18 protein-coding genes and 1 pseudogene are annotated in these 21119 nt (G+C 61.9%); 10 read left to right on the top strand and 9 right to left on the bottom strand.

The features are described 5' to 3' along the window. Nucleotides 1-26 precede the first annotated feature (26 nt). Complete coding sequence (locus ACTJK6_RS09245; protein ID WP_232039348.1) at nucleotides 27-281, bottom strand: translation initiation factor 1; 255 nt, start codon at nucleotides 279-281, stop codon at nucleotides 27-29. A gap of 81 nt (nucleotides 282-362) precedes the next feature. Continuing rightward, nucleotides 363-593, bottom strand: a complete 231-nt coding sequence (locus tag ACTJK6_RS09240; RefSeq protein ID WP_232039347.1) for an isochorismatase — start codon at nucleotides 591-593, stop codon at nucleotides 363-365. A 693-nt stretch (nucleotides 594-1286) separates the two neighbouring features. Between ACTJK6_RS09240 and ACTJK6_RS09235 the strand changes: the two genes are divergently transcribed. From ACTJK6_RS09235 to ACTJK6_RS09200, 8 genes and pseudogenes are all read left to right on the top strand, one after another. Continuing rightward, nucleotides 1287-1490, top strand: coding sequence for a cold-shock protein (locus tag ACTJK6_RS09235; protein ID WP_045204014.1), 204 nt, complete (start codon nucleotides 1287-1289; stop codon nucleotides 1488-1490). A gap of 189 nt (nucleotides 1491-1679) precedes the next feature. Next, nucleotides 1680-2006: a hypothetical protein gene (locus ACTJK6_RS09230; RefSeq protein WP_232039346.1), complete on the top strand. Its 327-nt coding sequence runs from the start codon at nucleotides 1680-1682 to the stop codon at nucleotides 2004-2006. Between the two features lie 94 nt (nucleotides 2007-2100). Further along, nucleotides 2101-2385, top strand: a complete 285-nt coding sequence (locus ACTJK6_RS09225) for a hypothetical protein (RefSeq protein ID WP_232039345.1) — start codon at nucleotides 2101-2103, stop codon at nucleotides 2383-2385. 85 nt (nucleotides 2386-2470) lie between these two features. After that, nucleotides 2471-2852 (top strand): annotated as a pseudogene (locus ACTJK6_RS09220) (hypothetical protein). A gap of 60 nt (nucleotides 2853-2912) precedes the next feature. Then, a complete protein-coding gene (locus tag ACTJK6_RS09215) occupies nucleotides 2913-3197 on the top strand; it encodes a hypothetical protein (RefSeq protein ID WP_232039343.1) in 285 nt (94 codons plus the stop codon). A gap of 415 nt (nucleotides 3198-3612) precedes the next feature. Then, nucleotides 3613-7275 carry a CheR family methyltransferase gene (locus ACTJK6_RS09210; protein ID WP_440838810.1) on the top strand — a complete coding sequence of 1221 codons (3663 nt, stop codon included), beginning with the start codon at nucleotides 3613-3615 and terminating at the stop codon, nucleotides 7273-7275. Between the two features lie 234 nt (nucleotides 7276-7509). After that, the gene (gene fdxA, locus ACTJK6_RS09205) at nucleotides 7510-7848 is read left to right on the top strand and encodes a ferredoxin FdxA (RefSeq protein ID WP_045204019.1); all 339 of its coding nucleotides are present in this window, start codon (nucleotides 7510-7512) and stop codon (nucleotides 7846-7848) included. 32 nt (nucleotides 7849-7880) lie between these two features. Then, entirely contained in the window at nucleotides 7881-8705 is an 825-nt protein-coding gene (locus ACTJK6_RS09200) for a crotonase/enoyl-CoA hydratase family protein (RefSeq protein ID WP_260804320.1), read from the top strand. Nucleotides 8706-8724: 19 nt separating this feature from the next. Here the strand turns inward: ACTJK6_RS09200 and ACTJK6_RS09195 are convergent, their stop codons facing one another. Further along, a complete protein-coding gene (locus ACTJK6_RS09195) occupies nucleotides 8725-9258 on the bottom strand; it encodes an Mpo1 family 2-hydroxy fatty acid dioxygenase (RefSeq protein WP_260804321.1) in 534 nt (177 codons plus the stop codon). Nucleotides 9259-9407: 149 nt separating this feature from the next. Here ACTJK6_RS09195 and ACTJK6_RS09190 point away from each other — a divergent pair, with 149 nt between their 5' ends. Then, entirely contained in the window at nucleotides 9408-10139 is a 732-nt protein-coding gene (locus ACTJK6_RS09190; protein WP_440077135.1) for a Crp/Fnr family transcriptional regulator, read from the top strand. A 128-nt stretch (nucleotides 10140-10267) separates the two neighbouring features. Beyond that, on the top strand, nucleotides 10268-12370 hold the full coding sequence (fusA, locus tag ACTJK6_RS09185) for an elongation factor G (RefSeq protein ID WP_440838809.1): 2103 nt from the start codon (nucleotides 10268-10270) through the stop codon (nucleotides 12368-12370). 54 nt (nucleotides 12371-12424) lie between these two features. Here the strand turns inward: fusA and ACTJK6_RS09180 are convergent, their stop codons facing one another. The 6 genes from ACTJK6_RS09180 to imuA all read right to left on the bottom strand — a co-directional run bounded on the left by ACTJK6_RS09180 (nucleotide 12425) and on the right by imuA (nucleotide 20721). After that, nucleotides 12425-12634 (bottom strand): hypothetical protein, encoded by a 210-nt coding sequence (locus ACTJK6_RS09180; RefSeq protein ID WP_440077133.1) that lies wholly within the window; start codon nucleotides 12632-12634, stop codon nucleotides 12425-12427. 6 nt (nucleotides 12635-12640) lie between these two features. Continuing rightward, complete coding sequence (locus tag ACTJK6_RS09175) at nucleotides 12641-13798, bottom strand: SLC13 family permease (RefSeq protein WP_440838808.1); 1158 nt, start codon at nucleotides 13796-13798, stop codon at nucleotides 12641-12643. A 141-nt stretch (nucleotides 13799-13939) separates the two neighbouring features. Beyond that, nucleotides 13940-14476: a helix-turn-helix domain-containing protein gene (locus tag ACTJK6_RS09170; RefSeq protein ID WP_232039334.1), complete on the bottom strand. Its 537-nt coding sequence runs from the start codon at nucleotides 14474-14476 to the stop codon at nucleotides 13940-13942. 525 nt (nucleotides 14477-15001) lie between these two features. Then, nucleotides 15002-18241 carry an error-prone DNA polymerase gene (locus ACTJK6_RS09165; RefSeq protein WP_440838807.1) on the bottom strand — a complete coding sequence of 1080 codons (3240 nt, stop codon included), beginning with the start codon at nucleotides 18239-18241 and terminating at the stop codon, nucleotides 15002-15004. A gap of 7 nt (nucleotides 18242-18248) precedes the next feature. After that, the gene (locus ACTJK6_RS09160) at nucleotides 18249-19832 is read right to left on the bottom strand and encodes a Y-family DNA polymerase (RefSeq protein WP_440838806.1); all 1584 of its coding nucleotides are present in this window, start codon (nucleotides 19830-19832) and stop codon (nucleotides 18249-18251) included. Then, entirely contained in the window at nucleotides 19765-20721 is a 957-nt protein-coding gene (gene imuA / locus ACTJK6_RS09155) for a translesion DNA synthesis-associated protein ImuA (RefSeq protein ID WP_440838805.1), read from the bottom strand. The genes ACTJK6_RS09160 and imuA overlap by 68 nt, the downstream gene beginning before the upstream one ends. Nucleotides 20722-21119 lie beyond the last annotated feature (398 nt).

Genomic DNA, 21119 nt, shown 5'->3' with positions numbered 1-21119 from the left:
GAGCATTCGTACGCTTCGTCTTTCGTCTAGACGCCAAAGACAGGAGCACCGTACTTCAACAGCAATTGCTCGATCTGATTCATATCATCGGTGCGCGGTGTTCTGTCTTCTGTCACGCGTGACGGCCCACCATAGACGGCAGCAACATGCCTGCGCACCGTCAGTACATCATTGGCCGGTGGCGCGACGATGACGGCATCACCCGGTACGTGTCGATAGCTGCCATCTTTCCAGCCCTCGGGCGTCAGATGCAGCTCTTCCCACTCTTCGCTAACAGACATGGTGATTTCCTTCCGGTTGACAGCTCGGTTGCGCCTGCTCTTGCCGCAAGCGGAAAAGCCGCGCGGGGCGGCTTTGGCGGTTCAGTTCTTGTGATGGGGCGCCAAGCGTGCGATGGCAGCCCTTCCTGCAAGCCGTGCAGCATTCCTTGCAAGCGCTTCCGTGCCATGTACGTTGTGACGCATCGAGACGTTGGCGAGGATGCGTTCCGTGCCATCCCTGTACTCATTGATGAGGTAGGTGGCAAACCAGACGCCTGGTTCTTGTTCAATTGGGTACACGGACACCGTGTACGGGGAGTCGATTTTGTTCAATACACTGCTAGATTTCGGGCGAGAGCTGATGCAGGCATGAAGCGCCTGAGCAAACCAGTTCCTGCTGATGAGCTACGCCACGATGGGTAGGGCCAACGCCTTTGGGTCATGCATACAAATGCACGGAGCAAGCGATTGGCAACGAGGTGACCGTACTTGCGTAGGCTGGCACGCCTAGTACATGCGCGCTGGGTACGGAGCGGATAAACCGCCGGTCAGGTAGGTGATGAGCCGTGCGGCCCAAGATGATTCGGGTGTACGCCCGACGGGTGGCCAGCGTTTGATGAGTCTTCTTGCCAGGCACCCAGCCCGATCGATTCGAAGAACGGGTAAAGGTTGCGCATAGTAACAGCTTCTCGCAATCACTGCTCTCTGGGCCCCTCAATGGCTCGCGTTGCGGATAGCAATGGAATGCCACTGCTCGACCTTCACAACCGAACGCGGCGGCGTATGGACAACATGGAATGGTTGCAAAGAGCGGCCCCATCCACATTCACGACTTATTTCCGGGTTTACCTCCTTTTCAATTGACAGAACCTGGCGATGCCGGTACACCTTGCGTCGCAGGCTTTTCAAGCAGTTACTCCGATGTTCTGGGTTGTCACGCTAGGCGACACCTTTTTCTCATTGTTCCTTCCTTGATTGTCATGCCTGGTGAGCATGGGCTCGACCAGAACATTTAAGGAATCCAACATGGAAACCGGTATCGTAAAGTGGTTCAACGACTCCAAGGGCTTCGGCTTCATCACCCCTGACGCAGGCGGCAATGATCTGTTTGCTCATTTCTCTGAAGTTCAGGGCAATGGGTTCAAGTCGCTTCAAGAGGGGCAGAAAGTCAGCTTTGTATCGGGCGTAGGCCAAAAAGGCCCGGTTGCGACCAAGATTACGGCGAACTGATCGCTATCGCGCGCAATAAAAAAACCTCGCTACGCGGGGTTTTTTTTCGTCGCTCACTCATCTGGCGCTAGCCCCGACACGCAGCCGTGCATATATGGGAGTACAGTGAGCCCCACCATTCTCATGCTCCGCACACGGACGCTTGCCCGTTGATGCTCCGACTCGCGATGTAAGTCATGGAGATCCGTGATGCTCGACCTTGTCGCGTTTACCAAGCCGGTGCTCGATGAAATTACCGGGCAGGATGTGCGGACCTGGCTCTTCGAACCGAGTGTGCTCGGCGCAAACTGGCAAGTGCCTCAGTTCGATAGCCGTATCTGGCACGTGAGGACGTTGACGATCGCGTTTGCGCACGATGCCATGAATCAGTTGATGCACGCAGACCGGCAAGACCTCGGTCAGTTGCAGCGCATGCTTGACCGTTTTCTACGGGCGCAGTTGGGCGTGCATGCCCAAGCGGACCGTGGAGATCGGATGCTCGTGATCACCGTCGATCATTTGGGGGCGGACTCATAACTAACTGCCCCGGCCAATCAGCAGATTGCTGTGGCCAGTCAATGTCGATATCCAGCCGGGTATCGATCACGTCCACCATCGGTTGGAGCCATTTATGAATGCAAGCCCGTCAGCCACGTACAAGGGTTTCGACCTGTATCCATTGGTTTACAGGACCGAGATGGCCCAGTCTTGGCCGCGCAAGCGTGCCGATCGTACATTCAACGCATCTGTGGTGATCTGCCTAGCAGGTCATCAACCAGGAGCCGAGCACTCGCGCGTTTTTCGAATGACACCCACCGTTTGGGAGAATGTCGGCACCGCGAGGCGGGGGGCGCTGAAGTTCGGCGAGGACGTCATCAATGGCCTGGTACCCGGCGAATCGGTGGCGTCGCTGTAAGGGGTGCAACGTGTTTCTGTAGCCCTTGCTTTATTGATATTGCGTTGGCGAGGCGCGTTGCTCGCATGACAAACCAGGAAGCAAGATGAATCATGCGACCGACAAGACCAGCTTTCTCTGCACACTCCCCGGGGCGGCAAAAGGCATGGCGTACTCCATCACTGTGGGCTTTGTCCGCGATGGAGAGCCGAACTGCGTCCAATTCACCAGTTTCGTGGGGGAAGGAAGGCGGTCCTTCAGGGTGTTGGCAAGCGCGCCGGATCTAGTCTCGGCAGCCATGGGCGGCATTGAAAGCTTGTGTCGCCTGGCCATCGCGCAAGTTATCCGAGACAGCCTCCACGCGAAAACCGCACAAGGTGACCATACCCTCGATATGCACGTGCAGCCTTGGCAAGGAGACCTCAAACCAGCCGGATCACGGGGCGCATGAATGGCCGCGCAATCCGCATTCGCTCGTTCGCGGATAGTTCAATGGAGCAAGCGGAAAGAGCGTACAGTGAGGCCACCCCTTTTCAACGGAGATTGCTGTGGATGCCTATCCGACTTGCCGCTATAAGGGGTTCGATGTTTACCCCCTGATCTACCTCTTTGACCCGCCTCGTGAATGGCATGAGCGGCGTCCCGATCGGTCTTACAGTGCTTCCGTGTTGATTTGCCAGGAAGGGATGCCTCCCAGTACCGAGCATTCTCGTATTTTCGCGCTGCAGGCTGATCATTGGGAGAGCGTTGGTATCGCCAGACGGGCGGCAACGAAGATGGCGGAAGCCATCATTGATGGATTTATCCCGGGCCAGTCAATGGTTTCCGCGTAGTTTCGCCGATCGGCAGTCCGGGGCAGCACCGTTACTGCTGGGTGCACGCACCAGTGACCTACAGGGCCCGTTCCCGCTCCCGCAACCACCTCAGTTTCTCTGTATCCCGCTCCGCCCCGCCGAAGAGATCGGGACGTTCCCCGCATCCTCTCCTGGCGGCTCACATCGGCCAGCGGCGCCATCGCCCACGCACGGGCGGTGGCTGATCCTCAACTGCGCGGGCACGGGCGTCGGCGCGGCATGGGGAGCGATCTGGCAAGCAAACACGGCTTCAGCGTCACTCTCGAACACTCGCCACGTCACCGCCGAGATACCTGCACCATGCATAGGCGTGAGGAGCGTCCCGTATGGTTGATACGCGTAAATCGCCGGGATAGACTGCGCCGACGTTTTACAACAAGGTAGGAGTGCAGACGTGGCGTCGATGCCTTCGGAGCTGTTGCGGGTGGTGGTGCTGGGAGGATCGGCAGGTAGCCTGGATGCGTTGCGTACGATTGCGGCCGCGCTGCCAGAAAACCCTGGGTTCGCGGTACTCGTCATTACGCATCTCGACCCGAACCAAGAGAGCCAACTGGCCGGCATCCTCCAAGCGGATTCGCGCATGCCGGTTGAAAGACTCGTTCATCTGCGCAAAATCGAACACGACCGGTTCTATGTGCTGCCCGAGAACGCCGGTGTGATTGCACTTGACGGTCATTTCCGGCTCACGCGCCGGCAGGCTGGCCTTCACCTGCCGATCGATGCCTGCTTGGCGTCGCTCGCCCAGGATCCCGACGTCAACGGCGCAGCGGTCATCCTTTCCGGCATTGGTCAAGATGGAGCCAGCGGCCTTGTCGACCTTAAAGCCTCCGGCGGCTTCGTCATCGCCCAGCAGCCGCAGTCGGCCAGCCAACAAAGCATGCCGGCCGCGGCAATCGACACCGGTCTGGTCGACGAGGTGTTGCCACCGGAAGACATAGCCCAGTGCTTGGTCCGGCGCTTTGGTGAAGCGCCCCAACCCGAGACCGCCAACGCCCAGGCAGGCGACGCCGACGCCCTCGGCACTGCGCTCGCCGTCGTGCAGCAAAAGACCGGCATCAACCTCAGCTACGTCAAGGACGTCAACCTGCGTCGTCGATTCTTGCGCCGTGTGCTGCTACAGAAGGACCGCGACGTAGGCGGCTACCTGCAGTTGCTGCGCGGGGATGCGCGGGAAGCCGAAGCACTGCGAGATGACATTCTCATTGGCGTAACCGCGTTCTTCCGCGATGTCGAGTTCGTCAACGTGCTCAGGCAAACGGTGATACCAGCCCTCCTGGAACTGAAGCACGATCCGATCCGCGTATGGGTGCCTGCCTGCTCGACAGGCGAGGAGGTCTACACCATCGCCACGCTGCTGAAAGATGCGCTGGACCGGGAAGCGCCACACCGCCGCGTTCAAATTTTCGGCACCGACATCAACGAGGCGTCCATCGAGGTTGCGCGCGCAGGTAGGTATGGCATTGCCGCGGTGGACGACGTGCCGGAGGCGTTTCGCGAGCGCACCTTCGCAGCGACGTCCGGAGGCTACGTCGTGCGCAAGTCGATCCGGGATATGTGTGTCTTCGCACGGCACAACGTGCTGACCCACGCGCCCTTCTCCGGCATGGGGCTCATCAGTTGCCGCAATCTTCTTATCTACTTGCGCAAAGAAGCACAGCAGCATGTGCTCGAGATGCTGCACTACGCCTGCCGGCCAGACGGTTTCGTTCTGCTTGGCCGGGCCGAGGCAGCATCGGGAGTCGATGGCTTCGAGCATGCCGGCGCACCGCACCTCTACCGTAAGGTGCCCGTAGCAAAGCGGCAGCAGGCGACCTTCCCGATCGATGCACTGCGGCCATGGGCGAGCCAAGGCGGCACACCTCCGGTGCGCCGTGTGCAACCCGTCGACCCGGTTATTGAGGCCGCCAATCGGGTCGCGCTCGAACGGTATGCGCCACCCGGCTTCATCGTCGATGAGAACGGTAACGTAGTGCACTTTTGCGGCGATGTGTCGGGTTTCGTCGCGCCCGCGAGCGGCGAAGCGTCGCTGGCGCTGCCGCGCCTGTTACAGCCGGAACTCAACGTGACGGTGCGCACCGCGCTGATCGAAGCCAAGCGAACAAGCCAGCCGGTCCGGCGAGAGCGCGTGGCGCTTGGAGACACGCGCTTCGCGCTGGACGTGCTGCCGCTAGTTGCCGAAGACCTGGTACCGCACTTCTTGGTCACGCTGGAGCGCCTGCCAGACGACGCGCTCGCCGTACAGAGCACCAGCCCAGGCTCACCCCATACGCGCGTTCAGGAACTTGAGCGTACCGTCACCACGTTGTCAGATGAACTCGAAGCTGCACAGGCGCAGCTCAAGACAGTGGTTGCGGAATTCGAGTCGGCCAACGAGGAGCTCAGGACTGCCAACGAGGAGATGCTCAGTACCAACGAAGAACTCCAGAGCGCCAATGAAGAGTTATTGCTGGCAAAGCAAGAGCTGGAGTCGGCCAACCAGGAGCTGGGCTCCCTGAATGTCGAACTGAAATCGCGCAACGATCAACTCGACAGGGCGAATGACGACTTGAGCAATCTTGTCGAAGGCATCCCGCTGCCCGTCCTGCTACTTGATCGGCAATTGTGCCTGCGCCATTTCTCGCCGCAGGCCCAGACGCTGTTTGGCTTGCCCGAAGACAGCGTCGGGCGGCCGTTGGCACAGTTGAACCGCCTCTTCTCGGCCGCTGATGTCGAGCACATAGTGCAGTCCGCCGTCCAAGGCCTGGCCGGCTTGGAGCAGGAGTACCAGGACAGCGAGGGCCGCTGGTGGCTGGTCAACGTGCGCGCCTACCGTACCGCCGATGATCGCATCGACGGCGCAGTGCTCGCCTTCCAGGACATCGACGAGCTCAAGCGGGCAGTCAGCACGGCGCAAGCCGCTCGGTGCGAAGCCGAACGCGCTAACACTGCCAAGGACAACTTTCTCGGCCTCGTTTCGCACGAACTGCGGGCGCCACTCAACGTAATCTCAACTTGGGCGGCAGTGCTCATGGCTGCCAGCGAGCGCAATCCGGCGACCAGCGAGAACAAGGATCAACATGCCATCAAGACGATCCTGCGCCATTGTCAGTTGCAGGCCGAATTGATCGACGACCTGCTGGATGTGTCCCGGATCTCTTCCGGCCGATTCTCGCTCGATGTGAAGCCCATCGACTTTGCAGCCGCCGTCCGTACCGTGGTGGAAGGCCATCGGCCCGCAGCGGCCAAGAAGGAAATCACGCTGATCACCTCCGGCTTGCAAACCAAAGCCGTCGTCAGTGGCGATGCGCGCCGTCTGCAACAGGTGGCGTCCAATCTGATCGGCAATGCTTTGAAGTTCACGCCGGAGGGTGGCCGGGTCGAAGTCGCCTTAACGCGCCTCGGAACGCTGGTCGAACTTTCCGTCACGGACAACGGCATCGGCGTGAAACCCGAACTGCTGCCGCAGCTGTTCGACCGCTTCATGCAGTCCGATACCAGTCGAACACGTGAATACGGCGGGCTCGGGTTGGGTCTGTCGATCGTCAAGCATCTGGTTGCTGCGCACGGGGGCACCGTGACAGCAAGCAGCGAGGGCGAAGGTCGAGGCACTAGGCTGACGGTTCGCCTACCGCTCATTCAGGCCCAGGTTGACGAGCATGCGTTCGCTGGGCGCGCGGCGAACGGAGCCGAACGGCTGGATGGTTTGTCGGTCCTGCTGGTCGACGACGACACGCAGTCTCAGGAAGCCCTGACCTACCTGCTTCGCAGTCTGGGTGCCCAGGTACAGACAGCCTCCGGGGCCAAAGAGGCACTGACGTACATCGGGGCTGGTTCGTTCGACATTCTTGTGAGCGATCTCGCGATGCCAGGAACGGATGGCCACGCGCTGCTGCGAAGCATTCGGCAACAAGAAGGCGGGCGACGACGTATCTACGCGTTGGCGCTCACCGGCCTGGCATCCCTGCAGGATCGGGACGCCGCGATTGCCGCCGGATTCGACGACCACCTGCCCAAGCCGGTCAACGTTGAATTGTTGTTGGAAAAGCTATCGCTCGGACGAGGACGTCAGGCGCAATAAACCCGGGCACGAGCTTCGGGCCTCCGCCCGATTAATCTCACTGGATTAACCGCTCGCGGGCGCGAACCGGAGGGTGTGACGGCGTCTTCAGGGCTGGACACAAACACCGGCCCCGTCGAGCGCCTGCTCCCTCCCGTGTATGCAAACCCACGCAGTGAGTCCCTCACGGGGTGAGGCCTGATGCAGCATAATTCTGAGCGAATTTTGAACAAGTTTTGAACACCCCGCGTAGTTATGCCATATGTAGTTACCGAGTCCTGCATTCAATGCAAATACACCGACTGCGTCGCCGTCTGCCCGATGGACTGCTTCCACGCCGGCCCGAATTTTCTGGTGATCGATCCGGATGAATGCATCGATTGCTCGATCTGCGTACCGGAGTGCCCGGTGGGCGCGATCTATCCGGTGGCTGAGGTGCCTGCGGACCAGCAGGACTTCATCGCCTTGAACGCACAACTCTCTCGTCGCGCCGACTGGCCCCGCCTGACCAAGGTGCAACCGCCGCTGCCCGATCATGCGCATTGGGCGCAAGTGAAGGACAAGCGCGATGTATTGGTCATCGCTCCCGACTGATTCGACCCCTACCTCGCACAGGACACTTTTTCATGACTGAACGCATCCTCCTCAACATCGACGCTGGCGTGGCCGAAGTCCGGCTCAACCGTCCCGAGAAGATGAACGCCATCGACCCTGCCATGTTCGAAGCGCTCGTCACCATTGGCGAGCGCCTGATGAACGAGGCAGATCTACGAGCCGTGGTGCTTTCGGGCGAGGGGCGGGCCTTTTGCGCGGGACTGGACATGGCCAGCATGGCGAGCCTGGGCAGCAGCGATGCAGGTTCCGACATCAGCCCCGGCCGTCTTGCTAAGCGTACGCATGGCGTGGCCAATCTGCCGCAGTACGCCTGCACGGTGTGGCGTGATCTTCCGGTGCCTGTCCTGGCTGCGGTGCATGGTGTCGCGTACGGCGGCGGCTTGCAGATCGCGCTGGGCGCGGATGTGCGCTACGTGACCGCCGACACGCGCGTCTCGATCATGGAAATCAAATGGGGCCTGGTGCCCGACATGGGCGGCATGGCGCTGATGCGCGGACTGGTCCGCCCGGATCGGCTGCGCGAGCTGATCTACAGCGGCCGCGTCGTCAATGGCGAAGAAGCCTGCGACCTGGGGCTGGCGACGCACGTCGTGAACGACCCGCACGCTGCAGCGCTGGCGGCAGCGCGCGACATTGCGCAGAAGAGTCCCGACGCCATCCGCGCCGGCAAGCGCTTGATGCGTGTTGTGGAAGATGGCGACACCGCCGCCATTCTGCTGGCGGAGTCGATCGAGCAAGACCGGCTGATCGGTGCGGCCAATCAGCGTGAGGCGGTGCTGGCGGGCATGCAGAATCGCGCACCGGTCTTTCAGCCGGCCGCAAAGCTTGCAGGGTAATAGCCCGGGGGCGAGCAGCTCAGGCGGCGGCGTGCTTGCCACCCATCGAGGCGCGCATGGCGTGCGAACGGCTGACCACCTCGTCGTGCAACTTCGCGCGCAAACCCAGAGCAAACGCCGTCTCGGCCACGAGGAACAGCGGGCCGATCACCAGGCCCGCCAGGTCATCAACAAACGCCGGCTTGCGTCCTTCGTAGTAGTGACCGACAAACTGGATGATCCAGCCGATCACGAACAGGCCAATGCCCACTGACAACCACGCTGCCGTCGAATGCGCGGCCACATGGTTGCCGGTCCATACGCAGACGCCGATCAGCGCAAACATCACCACGCCGAACACCGCATCCAAGCGCAAGTAGAACAGTGTCGTCAGCGCCAGCACGATCAGCGCGGGCGTCAGGGGAACACCTGATAGGTCTGCCAGCACGGGCCGCGACAGCAACACCGCGACCGCCAGCACAATCGCCGGGATGCCGACAAAGTGCGTGGCAATATTGCGGCCGTCCAGGTGGTAGGCGGCGTAGTTGGAAAGATGGTCAGACAGTGTCCGCATGAAGGCCTCCGGATTTTTGTGCGTTTGCAGCATGGACGCTCCAGCCGCACGCTCGTTATGATCGTTTCATCGTAGTCAGTGGATGGCACCCTGCTCTGTCGCGTAGCCGACAAATTCCACGTTTCCGAAGCGCTCCTCAGTCGCCCCTCATGGACCACCCCGTCGCCACATCCGGCACGCTGGACGCCGCCTGGTACCGCGAACGCCTGCACGCCAGCAGCTGGTTCGGCACGTTGGACGCGACCTTGCAGGACGCATTGATCGACATTGCGGGGGTGCGTCGCCTGGGCGCTGGCGAGATCCTCTTCCAGCGTGGCGACGCACCCGACGGCCTGTACTGCGTGGTGGAGGGCACGATCCGCATCGGTGCGACGAGTGCGGATGGCCGCGAAGCCTTGCTGGCCGTGCTGGAACCGGTCAACTGGTTTGGTGAGATCGGGGTGTTCGATCGCCAACCGCGCACGCACGATGCCCGCGCCGACGGCAATACGACGTTGCTGCACATGCCGCAAGCGGCGCTCATCGCCCTGCTGGAGAGCTCACCCGCGCTGCTGCATGCGTTTGCCTTGCTCCTGACCCACAAGCTGCGTCTGACCTTTATCGTGCTCGAAGAGACTGCCCTGCTGCCGGCCCCCGTACGCGTGGCGCGGCGCCTGCTACTGATGGCCGACGGCTATGGCGACCTGCGTCTGGGCACGCGGCGTGTGCTGCACGTGCCACAAGAACAGCTTGCGCAATTGCTGGCACTGTCGCGCCAAACCGTGAACCAGGTTTTGAAGGATTTCCAGGCGCGCGGCATCCTCAGGCTGGCGTACGGAGAAATCGAACTGCTCGACTTTGCACGCCTGCACCAACTCGCATATGAGGGAGCAAGGGGGTGAAATCTCATCCAATACCCCTACATGCGATGGGTTAGGACCGATCCTATAATGTGTTCCCACTCGCACATTCGCCCTTCGCATGGTGCGGAGTCGGCGATGCGAGTGTCCTTCAACGGAAGAGAAACATCATGCCCCGCCAGACCCCCATCGAGCGCTATCGCAACATCGGCATCTCGGCGCACATCGACGCCGGCAAAACCACCACGACCGAGCGCATCCTGTTTTATACAGGGGTCAATCACAAGATAGGCGAGGTGCATGACGGCGCGGCCACGATGGACTGGATGGAGCAGGAGCAGGAGCGCGGCATCACCATCACGTCGGCGGCCACGCACTGCATGTGGCGCGGCATGGCCGGTAACTACCCGGAACACCGCATCAACATCATCGACACCCCGGGCCACGTCGATTTCACCATCGAGGTGGAACGCTCCATGCGCGTGCTCGACGGCGCCTGCATGGTCTACGACTCCGTGGGCGGCGTGCAGCCGCAGTCCGAAACCGTCTGGCGCCAGGCCAACAAGTACAAGGTGCCGCGCATTGCGTTCGTCAACAAGATGGACCGCATCGGTGCGGATTTTTTCCGTGTCGAGCGCCAGATGCGTGAACGCCTGAAGGGCAACCCGGTGCCGATCCAGATTCCCGTTGGCGCGGAAGACGGTTTCCGCGGCGTGGTCGACCTCGTCAAGATGAAAGAGATCTTGTGGGACGATGCCTCGCAGGGCGTGAAGTTCGAATACACCGACATTGACCCGGCGCTGCTGCCCATCGCGCAGGAATGGCGCGAAAAGATGGTGGAAGCCGCGGCGGAAGCGGATGAAGAACTGCTCAACAAGTACCTCGGCGGCGAAGAGCTGACCGAGGAAGAGATCAAGCGCGCCTTGCGCAAACGCACCATTGCCGGCGAAATCCAGCCGATGCTGTGCGGCTCCGCTTTCAAGAACAAGGGCGTGCAGGCCATGCTGGACGCGGTGGTCGACTACCTGCCTTCGCCGGTGGACATTCCCGCTATTGAAGGCCATGGCGAGAAGGACGAGCCGCTTGAGCGCCATCCCAGCGACAGCGAGCCCTTCGCCGCCCTCGCCTTCAAGATCATGACCGATCCGTTCGTCGGCCAGCTCGCGTTCTTTCGCGTGTACTCGGGCAAGATCAATTCGGGCGATACGGTTTACAACTCGGTCAAGCAGAAGAAGGAACGCCTTGGCCGCATCCTGCAGATGCATGCCAACCAGCGCGAAGAGATCAAGGAAGTGCTGGCCGGCGACATCGCCGCTGCGGTGGGCCTGAAGGATGTAACGACCGGCGAAACGCTGTGCGACCCGGAGCACGTCATCGTGCTGGAGCGCATGGAGTTCCCTGAGCCCGTGATCAGCCAGGCTGTCGAGCCCAAGACCAAGGCCGACCAAGAAAAGATGGGGATCGCCCTGAACCGCCTGGCACAGGAAGACCCGTCGTTCCGCGTGAAGACGGATGAGGAATCCGGCCAGACCATCATTTCGGGCATGGGCGAGTTGCACCTCGAAATCCTGGTCGACCGCATGAAGCGCGAGTTTGGCGTGGAAGCGACTGTCGGCAAGCCGCAGGTGGCCTACCGCGAAACCATCAAGAAGGCCGCTGAAGACGTCGAAGGCAAGTTCGTCAAGCAGTCGGGCGGACGGGGCCAATACGGCCACGCGGTCATCACGCTGGAGCCGAACGACGGCAAGGGCTACGAGTTCGTCGACGAGATCAAGGGCGGTGTGATTCCGCGCGAGTTCATCCCGGCGGTGGACAAGGGCATTCGTGACACGCTCAACACGGGCGTGCTGGCGGGCTACCCGGTGGTCGACGTCAAGGTGCGCCTGACCTTCGGCTCGTACCACGACGTGGATTCAAATGAAAACGCGTTCCGCATGGCTGGCTCGATGGCCTTCAAAGAGGCCATGCGCAAGGCCGGCCCCATCCTGCTCGAACCGATGATGGCCGTGGAAGTGGAAACGCCCGAAGATTACATGGGCAACGTGATGGGTGACCTGTCTTCACGGCGCGGCATGGTGCAGGGTACGGAAGACATTGCGGGCGGCGGGGGCAAGATCGTCAAGGCTGAAGTGCCGTTGGCCGAGATGTTCGGGTACTCGACCGCGCTGCGTTCCGCCACGCAAGGCCGTGCGACGTACACGATGGAGTTCAAGCACTACGCCGAAGCCCCGCGCAATGTGTCCGAAGCGGTGATATCGGCCAAGAAGGTCTGACGTTTCTTGCGTCATCCACTGCGGCTGCCTAGTGCGGCCGCAGTGCTTTGTACGCTAGCCCGCAGGCAGGTTCTCGACGCAGTAATCGATGAACGCATGCACCTTCGCCGGCAGAGAACGACGCGACGGATACAGCGCGTACAACGCAAAGCGCTCGTCCGGCCAATCGGAAAACAAGTCGGCCAGCTGACCGCTACGCCACAGCGGTGCTTCCGTACCGAGCGCCATCATTAGGCTAGCTTTCGCGCCCGATTGGGATGCCATGCAAGCCTAGCGCAGCCACATCAGCCACGCGTACACGATACCCGCCGCAGCCAGTAGAAACGGCATCGAATACGCATGAAACACCCACCAAGCGCGCCGGTCACCCAACATGCGCAACGCGATCAAGTTGGCCAACGAGCCAATCAGCGTGCCAAATCCGCCTACGCTGACCGCAAAGGCAATCATCGGCCAGTCATGCGAATACTCGGCCAGCAGGATCGCCCCCGGCACGTTACTGATGATCTGCGACACGCCAATGCCCGCCCAGTACAGATGCATTGGATTGCTCAACGCCAACGCGTCCAGCGCCTGCCGCACGACGCCAAGCTGCGCCACCAGCCGCAGGTCAATGAACATCAGCATGAACACAAGCAGGAGGCCCCAGTCCACCCGGGCCAGCACATAGCGTGCGCCGATCAGGTACAGCCCGATTAACCCCGCAGCCGCGACCAGCGGATGGCCCAGATCGGTCAGCACGAGAAAAGGCACGTACAAGACAAGCGCCGGCACCAGCAGGCGCTTGTGCAATTCAACGTCGGTGGCTTCAGCATGCAGATGGATCTCGTGCGAGGCAAACGCCAGCCACGTCACCAGCAGAAGCAAAGCCATCAGGAGCACGACCATCGGCGTCATCTGCCAGACAAATGCGCCAAACGACAGCCCGGATTGATGCCACAGGAAGAGGTTCTGCGGATTGCCGATCGGCGTGAGCGCTGAACCCGCGTTGACCGCCAGCGCCTCGAATATCACCAGCCGCGCCACCGGCAGGTTGGCGACCTGCCGCAAACCGACGGTGAGCGGCACGATCACGAACAACGCCACATCGTTGGTCAATATGGTCGACAGCGCCGCCGAAGCCGCTACCAGGCTGAGCGCCAGTACACGCTCGCTGCTGACGACTTCGACCAGGCGCCGGCCGAGCAACTGCAGCATGCCGCTGACCTCTACCGCCTTGGTCAGGATGAGCAAACCGGCCAATGCGGCAATGGTGTGCCAGTCAATCAGCGCCGGATATTCAACGATGCGCTTGGGCGCCGCAAGCGTCAGGGCGCCGCAGATGGCCAACAGCGACCAGAAGAAAACGTCTTGTTTGAGGTGATGCCAGAACGGCGGATGTTGCGGTACGGCTTGCGCCATGTGCGTGCGTGGCGGATCGCCGAGCATAGGAAAGGAGAAGGAAACGTTAGCGCAAACGCGCACAAACCAACCAGGCGAGGTTTGCCCGGCCGATTGTAGTGCGACTGCTTCCTGCGCTCAATCGCAAGCCGGGCCCTTACGTGCCCGGCCTATACCAGAATGATCCGCTTACGACTCGCGCGAACCCGAACCGCCGCCCGGGCGATCTGAGCCGCTCGACGAACCGCCGGCGCCCGGCCTGTCCGAAGACGTCATGCGCGAGCGATCCTCGGCGCCGCCGCCAGCATGCGGGGCACCTTGCTGGCCAGCTTGGCTGTGCGAGGCACCCGGGTGATAGGCGGACTGCGGATGGCGCTCCGGCCCGCGATACTGGCCTGCCAGGCCATGACCGCCGCCCGTGCCGCCCATCGAGCCATGCTCCGAACGCTCGTGGCCAGCTTCCGCTCCACCGCCCGATTGCGTTGGCTGAGCCGGATGATTGGCAATCACGCGTTCAATCTCGGCAACGGCTTCTCGCGGCGCCAGAACGACCTCCAGTCCCAGCGCGCCGGCCACGGCCATCAGCGTCGACAGGCGGGGATCGGCACGACCGGATTCCGCACGCAAATACGCTTCGCGAGAGATACCGGCCATCTTGGCGACATCTTCCTGTTTGAGCTTGCGCGACTTGCGCAGACTGTGTAACTGCTTGAAAGGCTGTTCCATCTGTTCGCTCCTGCACCTGAGATGGGAAACACCGCCGGGTCTGGACCCGATCGATGGGCTGAAAATATGCGGGTCGGGTGGCTGCACCTTCGTCCGCGGTCATACACAGCACGGCAACGGTGGCGGTTCTCATCTATGCACGCCGTTGCACACGTTTTTGGGGCGGCCTCCGTGATGTGTTTTCTACAGAGTAGACGTAATTTCGACTGCACCCAATATTGACGCGTGATGAAAGCGCATCTCATCAACCCTGCTTATGGTGACAAGGCGCCTTGAGGGTCAGTTCCCTTACAGATGCCGTTTTCTTCGCTTGGCAGGCGGTTTTTGTGATGCCTCAAGCGCAAATCCTTGCACCCGCACTACGTTTCGTCGATCCGCGCTTGCCCTATCCGCCAATTGGAGGGTGCACGGCGGGAGAGAACCGCCTGAGCCCTCTGCATCACGGTGGGGCGACTGCGCGTGCCTCTCGTCACGCAATTGCCGTGCCGAAGGTGACGCGGCGGTCAGTTGGCAGTCGAACAGGAATTAATGGAAGTCGCGGCTGAAAGTGGCGAGGCGCCCCAGAAGTGGGGTCAAATCCACCAGATGCTGAGCGACAAGGTGTCGGGTCTCTCGCTCACATTGCCATTTGCCGTAAACGCCCAGCAACTGGGCGTTTAGCACTTCACGTCGCTGACGCTCGATCAAGTGCGGCCAGAGGATGACGTTGATGGCGCCCGTCTCGTCTTCAATGGAAACGAAGATGGTGCCGTTGGCCGTGCCCGGCCGCTGCCGCACCGTGACAATGCCGCAAGCGCGCGCCAGTTGCCCGTTGCGATAGCCGGCCAGCGTGGCGGCGGTGGCAAAACGCATGCGTTCGAGCCGCCCGCGCAGCAGCCCTACCGGATGGCTTTGCAATGACAACCCCAGGCTGCCGTAATCCGCCATCACCTCTTCACCAATGGGAGGCGCGGGTAGCTCGAGCGGCGCCTCCACCGGACGAGCCTGGCGCAGCAGCGCGTGATCGTGGCCGGGCTCCTGCAGGGCGAGCGTTTGCCATAGCGCCTGACGACGGTGGCCAGCCAGCGGCTTGAGGGCATTGGCTGCGGCCAGCACGTTCAGGTCATGGCGGTCGAGCGCGGCGCGATGGGCGAGATCCTCCACGCTAGTGAATGGCGCCTGGGCGCGAGCTGCTTCGATGCGCTCGGCAGCCGGCTTGCGCATGCCTCGAATGCGATTCAACCCAAGGCGGATATCGGGCTGCACCAGGCCATCTTCACCGGCCTCGCCATCGGCGCGGAGATGCAGCGAGCTGTCCCAAACGCTGGCCGTCACGTCTGCTGGCAGCACGCGCACATGGTTGCGCCGCGCCTCCTGCACCAGTTGCGACGGTGAATAGAACCCCATCGGCTGACTGTTGAGCAACGCAGCAAAGAACGCTGCCGGCTCGTGGCATTTCAGGAAGCTGCTGACGTAGGCCAGTTTGGCAAAACCTGCCGCGTGGCTTTCGGGGAAGCCGTATTCGGCAAAACCTTCCATCTGCTTGCACAGCGCTTCGACAAAAGCGGGGTCGTAGCGCCTCTTGACGACCATCGCATGCACCAGGCGCTCCTGATGCTGCGTGAGATTGCCCTTGCGCTTCCAGGCGGCCATGTCGCGGCGCAAGCGGTCAGCCTCGTCCGGAGTGAAATCGCCGGCCTTCATGGCGATCTCCATCACCTGCTCCTGGAAGATCGGCACACCCAGCGTGCGTTCGAGCACGGCTTTTACCTCGGGGCCGGGATAGGTCACGCAATCGGTGTTGCCATTGCGCTTCGCCTCGCGCCGCTGCAGATACGGATGCACCATGCCGCCCTGGATCGGCCCAGGCCGCACAATCGCTACTTGGATCACCAGGTCGTAATACTCGCGCGGACGCAGGCGCGGCAGCATCGATTGCTGCGCACGCGATTCGATCTGGAACACGCCGATAGTCTCGGCACGGCAGATCATGTCGTAGGTTTTCTTGTCGTCATCACGCAAGTTCTGCATGGCGAGCTTGGCCGTCGCGCCGTAGTGCTCGCGCCGTCCGGGCAACGCATCCACCATATCGAGCGTGCGGCGAATGGCAGTCAGCATGCCCAACGCCAGCACGTCGACCTTCAGCAGGCGCAGCGATTCAAGATCGTCTTTATCCCACTGGATGACTCGGCGGTTTTCCATCGCTGCGTTCTCGATCGGCACCAGGCGCGAAAGCTTGCCCTGCGCAATCACGAACCCGCCCACGTGCTGCGACAGATGGCGCGGAAAACCACGCAACTGATCCACCAGTTGCGCCCAGCGCAGCACCAACGGTGATTCCGGATCCAGACCTTGCTGGCCTGCGCGCTGCGCAAATTCCTTACGGCTGTCCCACCACGCCTGCCCCTTGGCCACCTGCTCGATGATCCCCAGATCGATGCCGAGCGCGCGGCCGACATCGCGCAGTGCGCTACGCGTGCGGTAGGTGATGAGCGCCGCCGCCAGCGCGGTACGGGTCACGCCGTACTTGTTGTAGATGTACTGGATGACCTCTTCGCGGCGCTGATGTTCGAAATCGACGTCGATGTCGGGCGGCTCATTGCGCGCACGCGAAAGAAAGCGTGCGAACAGCGTGTTGCCGCTGTCCGGGTTCACCTCGGTAATCCCCAGGCAATAGCACACCGCCGAGTTGGCCGCCGAGCCCCGTCCCTGGCAGAGAATTCCTTGGCTGCGCGCAAACTTCACCACGTCATAGACGGTCAGGAAGAACGGTTCGTAACCCAGTTCGGCAATCAGCCCGAGTTCCTCCTGAATCTGCGCATGCACCTTCTCCGACACACCATTCGGATAGCGTCGCGCGGCACCAGCGAGCGTTTCGGCGCGCAGGTATTCGGTCGGCGTCATGCCTTCCGGTACGACTTCGCTCGGATATTCGTATTCGATCTCGTCGAGAGAAAAATTGCACAACGCCGCCAGCTCCACTGTCCGACGCAGGATCTTCTCGCCACGCTTGTCTGGATAAAGAAACGCGAGCTGCATGCGCGTGCGCATCGCCTGTTCAGCGCTGGGCGCAAGTTCCAAACCGCATTCGGAAAGCGGTTTGGACAGGCGGATCGCGGTCAGCACGTCGTGCAGCGGTTTGCGTTGGCGCGTGTGCATCTGCACGCCGCCGGTCGCCACCATGGGCACGTCGGTCTGCTCCGACACCGCCGCGACCGTGCCGCGATGGCGGTCATCCGCGTGCCGTAGCGGCAACTCCAGCGCAATCGATAGCCGATCAGCGAACACGCGTTGGCACCACCACGCCTGCGCCAGCAATTGCTGCGGGTCGGGATCGTAATCGGGCAGCAGAATCGCAAGGCAGTCGGGCACGCCGCGCAGGTGAGCGAGTTCACCTTGGGGCGCGGCCAAATCGTCAGCCAGCAAGCGGTATTCGCCCTTGGGCGCTGCCAGCCGCGCGTGCGTGATGATCTCGCTCAGGTTGCCGTACCCCTCGATGTTCTGCGCCAGCAGCACCAGCCGCAGCCAGGGTTCGCCATCGGCATTGCGCACCGTAAAGCGGCTGCCGATGATGAGCTTCAACTCGTGTTCCTTGGAAGCCACAAGCGCTCGCGCCGTGCCCGCCACAGAGCATTCGTCGGTCAGCGCCAGCGCTTGATAACCATACAGCTTGGCGCGCTCCACCAGCTCGTGCGGATGCGACGCGCCGGTCAGGAACGTGAAGTTGCTGATGCAATGCAGCTCGGCATAGTCGGGCAGAACGGAGAGTGGCGTGGCCGAAGTCATGACGTGCTTAGCCGAACAAGCCGTGCAGATACCAGCGAACGTCCTCGTCTGCCGCATTGGTTTTGCTTGCGGAAACGCGCTCGCGATACACCCAGTAACGCTCGCCTTTTTCTCCGGCGGCGATGAAGTAATCACGCTTGATGAGGTCGTCGTCCCACCAGCCGGATTCAATGCGCTCGGGCATCGACACCAGCCGCAACAGCCCGCGGTAATACGGATAGTGCTGACGTGTCAGCAGCGGGATCGGCTTCTCCAGCAGCCACAGCGGGCGCTCCGGCTGCTGCGCATGCCACTGCGCCAATGCCTGACGCGCGGTCGCACGGCTCTGCGCGGTGGTTGCGGCATTTACCTCGACCCAGTGGTTGGCGCGCTCAGGGCGATGGTCGGCACATGGCTGCGGATGACGCACGTTCTCAGCACCCAGCCGGGCGATCAGCGTGTCGATCAGGCGTGCGGCATCTTCAGCGCGACCACCGGGCTCTGGAAACAGAGATTCCGTAGGCGGCGCGAGCGGCGTGGCGTCGGTCACCGTCAAACGCAGTTCGACCACCGGAGCGATCAGCGTGAGCCGATGCACGCGTTCATGCAGTACCCGCGACAAGTGCGCCAGCGTGCGAACCGGCTGTGCCAGCGCGATCTCCACCGGTGTGGATGAGGCCGCCTCATTACTGCCTCGACCACGCCGGCGTTCGTGCTCCAGCGAGAGTCGATACGTTTTGGCGCCCAATTGAAGCGCCGACAACCAGCCGACCAGCTGCAACAACAATTGCTCCGAGGCTGCCAGCACCCCTTCCGCGTTATCGATGCGTCCTGGCAATTCCAACGACACATCAAAGCGCAACGGCGCGGTAAACCACGTAAAGCTCTCGTGCCCGTTGCCATAAGCTGCGTCGAGCGTATCCACCAGCACCGGCCCGCAGCGCCGCCGCAGGCCGCTACGCGGCAACTCTCGCAAATCGCCCAGCGTTCGGCAGCCGAGGCCTTCAAGCCAATCGGGCCGCGTGAGTCGCGCCACCGCGTCGACCGGCAATTGATCAAGCAACGCCGACAACCGCTCCTGCCGCACTGCCCTCCGCGCGCGCCCTTGACGTGCTGCTGTGCGACGACGGCCACGCATCGGCGCCGGTTGCGCACTGGCAAGCCATGCCGCACCGCGTGCCGTCGGCCCGGTGCCAAGCTGCGGCATGGCGCCCAACCGAACCGCGCAATACCTCACCGCCCGACACAGCGCGCGATGCCCGCCGAACAGCCGCAAGCTGGCCTCGACCTCTAGCAAAACAGTCGCCTCATCCACCACGTCCAACGTGACATGCGGAGTGAATGCCAGCAGCGCCAGCGCCAGCGATTGCAGCAACCGCGCCTCGGCCGCCACGTCACGGTCAAGCTGTACAGCGTGCGGTACCAACGCCTGCGCACCTGCCCGGCGCAGGCTTGCGTGTACGCCTTCGCGCATCGCCAAACGGTTGACCGACACCACGCGCTCCTGCTCCAGCACCACCACCGGCAAAGGCAGCGCGGCTGGGTCAGACCACCGGGGTCGAAGCGCGTCGAGTGGGAGACGGGGCAGATGCACCGCGATCCAGAACGGCATGATCGAGAGTGTTTGGATCGGAAACGTCCGACAAAGCGTCGAACGTCACAGAAGACGAAGGAGATGAAAGCGCGGCCAGCAAATTCGCCGTGGCCGGATCCATGATGAACGGCTCGACGGGCGGTACAGGCAACGGACGCACGGAAGCGCGACCGGCCCGAAGCGGGTCGGCCAACGGTAGCAGCAACGGTGATTCACGCAACGGCCCGCGCCGCTTATGGAAAAGAATGGACAGCGCATCGGCGCCCGCCGGCTCCAACCCCAGCCGCAGCACCGCTGGTGACGACTCACGCTGCGCCTGAGCTGGCCTAAACACCCAAATGACGCTCTCTCCCGATTGGGCCAGCACCTGCAGCCTGCGCAACTCTCGTGAGCGTGCCCGGTTCAACCAGATCAGCACACCACCGAAAGCCTTGCTGCGCAGAACCTGCTCGGTTGCCCACAGAAGATCAGCCGGCTTGTCAGCGCGCACCCAAACGATTTGTTCAGGAGAGAAATCCCAGCCCGCCAGCCTCACTGCGTTCGGCAGATGCGGCGGAGCAATCAACGCGATGCGCCCCGCGCTCGCGCACAGCGTAGACAACGCCGGGCGCAGCAACCGGCATTCACCAATACCGGATTGTGGACACAGCAGTTCGGTCAGCCCGCCGAGGGGCCAACCACCACCGGGCAACTCGGCATTCAGCGAGTCATATCCAGTGGCCAGGACGCGCCCATCGCCTCGCGCCAGGCGGCCAGCGCTCCACAGAGCCGGATGTAGCGCCTCCGGTAATGGCACCGTCGAGGCTTTCGGCATGAGCGAACGCTCCCCAGACCCCGCGCATCCAGCGGGGACGGAGCATTCCGCCACATCTGTGGCAATGACAAGAGACGGGGACAACGCAAACATGGAAACGCCAACGCAAACCAACGGATACTGTATAAATATACAGTATCACAACTTTCCTTCAACTCGATCTAGTTTTGCTTGTGCGTTGCAAGGCAGCGATAGCAAACCTCAAAGCACCCGCTTGGAGGGACTTTGAAGTAGGCTTCGCCCAAACTGCTGGGGATGCCCGACAAAAAGCGTTCTATGAGCCACTTCAGGCCTTTTGTTTTTGTGCGAGGGAGGAGGTTGTTGCCGGGAAGTGGCTGGCAGATCGATGCAGCAAGCCGAGTGCGATCCGTTCGCGCAAAGACAAACACCCCAGCTCTTTGAAGGGAGCTGGGGTGTTGGATGGGAGAGCCTGGCGATGACCTACTTTCACACGGGAATCCGCACTATCATCGGCGCGGAGTCGTTTCACG

Origin of the sequence: Ralstonia sp. 22086 (genome assembly GCF_052045975.1) — a bacterium.
Classification (GTDB): Bacteria; Pseudomonadota; Gammaproteobacteria; order Burkholderiales; family Burkholderiaceae; genus Ralstonia; species Ralstonia wenshanensis.
Note: the sequence above shows the minus strand (reverse complement) of the source record. Positions and strands in the feature narration are given on the sequence as shown.

What these genes read in the sequence shown, in the direction of transcription:
- ACTJK6_RS09245 (WP_232039348.1), bottom strand. Translation starts at nt 281, where the DNA reads ATGTCTGTTAGCGAAGAGTGGGAAGAGCTGCATCTGACGCCCGAGGGC.
- ACTJK6_RS09235 (WP_045204014.1), top strand. Translation starts at nt 1,287, where the DNA reads ATGGAAACCGGTATCGTAAAGTGGTTCAACGACTCCAAGGGCTTCGGC.
- ACTJK6_RS09230 (WP_232039346.1), top strand. Translation starts at nt 1,680, where the DNA reads ATGCTCGACCTTGTCGCGTTTACCAAGCCGGTGCTCGATGAAATTACC.
- ACTJK6_RS09225 (WP_232039345.1), top strand. Translation starts at nt 2,101, where the DNA reads ATGAATGCAAGCCCGTCAGCCACGTACAAGGGTTTCGACCTGTATCCA.
- fdxA (WP_045204019.1), top strand. Translation starts at nt 7,510, where the DNA reads ATGCCATATGTAGTTACCGAGTCCTGCATTCAATGCAAATACACCGAC.
- ACTJK6_RS09200 (WP_260804320.1), top strand. Translation starts at nt 7,881, where the DNA reads ATGACTGAACGCATCCTCCTCAACATCGACGCTGGCGTGGCCGAAGTC.
- ACTJK6_RS09195 (WP_260804321.1), bottom strand. Translation starts at nt 9,258, where the DNA reads ATGCGGACACTGTCTGACCATCTTTCCAACTACGCCGCCTACCACCTG.
- ACTJK6_RS09190 (WP_440077135.1), top strand. Translation starts at nt 9,408, where the DNA reads ATGGACCACCCCGTCGCCACATCCGGCACGCTGGACGCCGCCTGGTAC.
- fusA (WP_440838809.1), top strand. Translation starts at nt 10,268, where the DNA reads ATGCCCCGCCAGACCCCCATCGAGCGCTATCGCAACATCGGCATCTCG.
- ACTJK6_RS09180 (WP_440077133.1), bottom strand. Translation starts at nt 12,634, where the DNA reads ATGGCATCCCAATCGGGCGCGAAAGCTAGCCTAATGATGGCGCTCGGT.
- ACTJK6_RS09175 (WP_440838808.1), bottom strand. Translation starts at nt 13,798, where the DNA reads ATGCTCGGCGATCCGCCACGCACGCACATGGCGCAAGCCGTACCGCAA.
- ACTJK6_RS09170 (WP_232039334.1), bottom strand. Translation starts at nt 14,476, where the DNA reads ATGGAACAGCCTTTCAAGCAGTTACACAGTCTGCGCAAGTCGCGCAAG.
- ACTJK6_RS09165 (WP_440838807.1), bottom strand. Translation starts at nt 18,241, where the DNA reads ATGACTTCGGCCACGCCACTCTCCGTTCTGCCCGACTATGCCGAGCTG.
- ACTJK6_RS09160 (WP_440838806.1), bottom strand. Translation starts at nt 19,832, where the DNA reads ATGCCGTTCTGGATCGCGGTGCATCTGCCCCGTCTCCCACTCGACGCG.
- imuA (WP_440838805.1), bottom strand. Translation starts at nt 20,721, where the DNA reads ATGTTTGCGTTGTCCCCGTCTCTTGTCATTGCCACAGATGTGGCGGAA.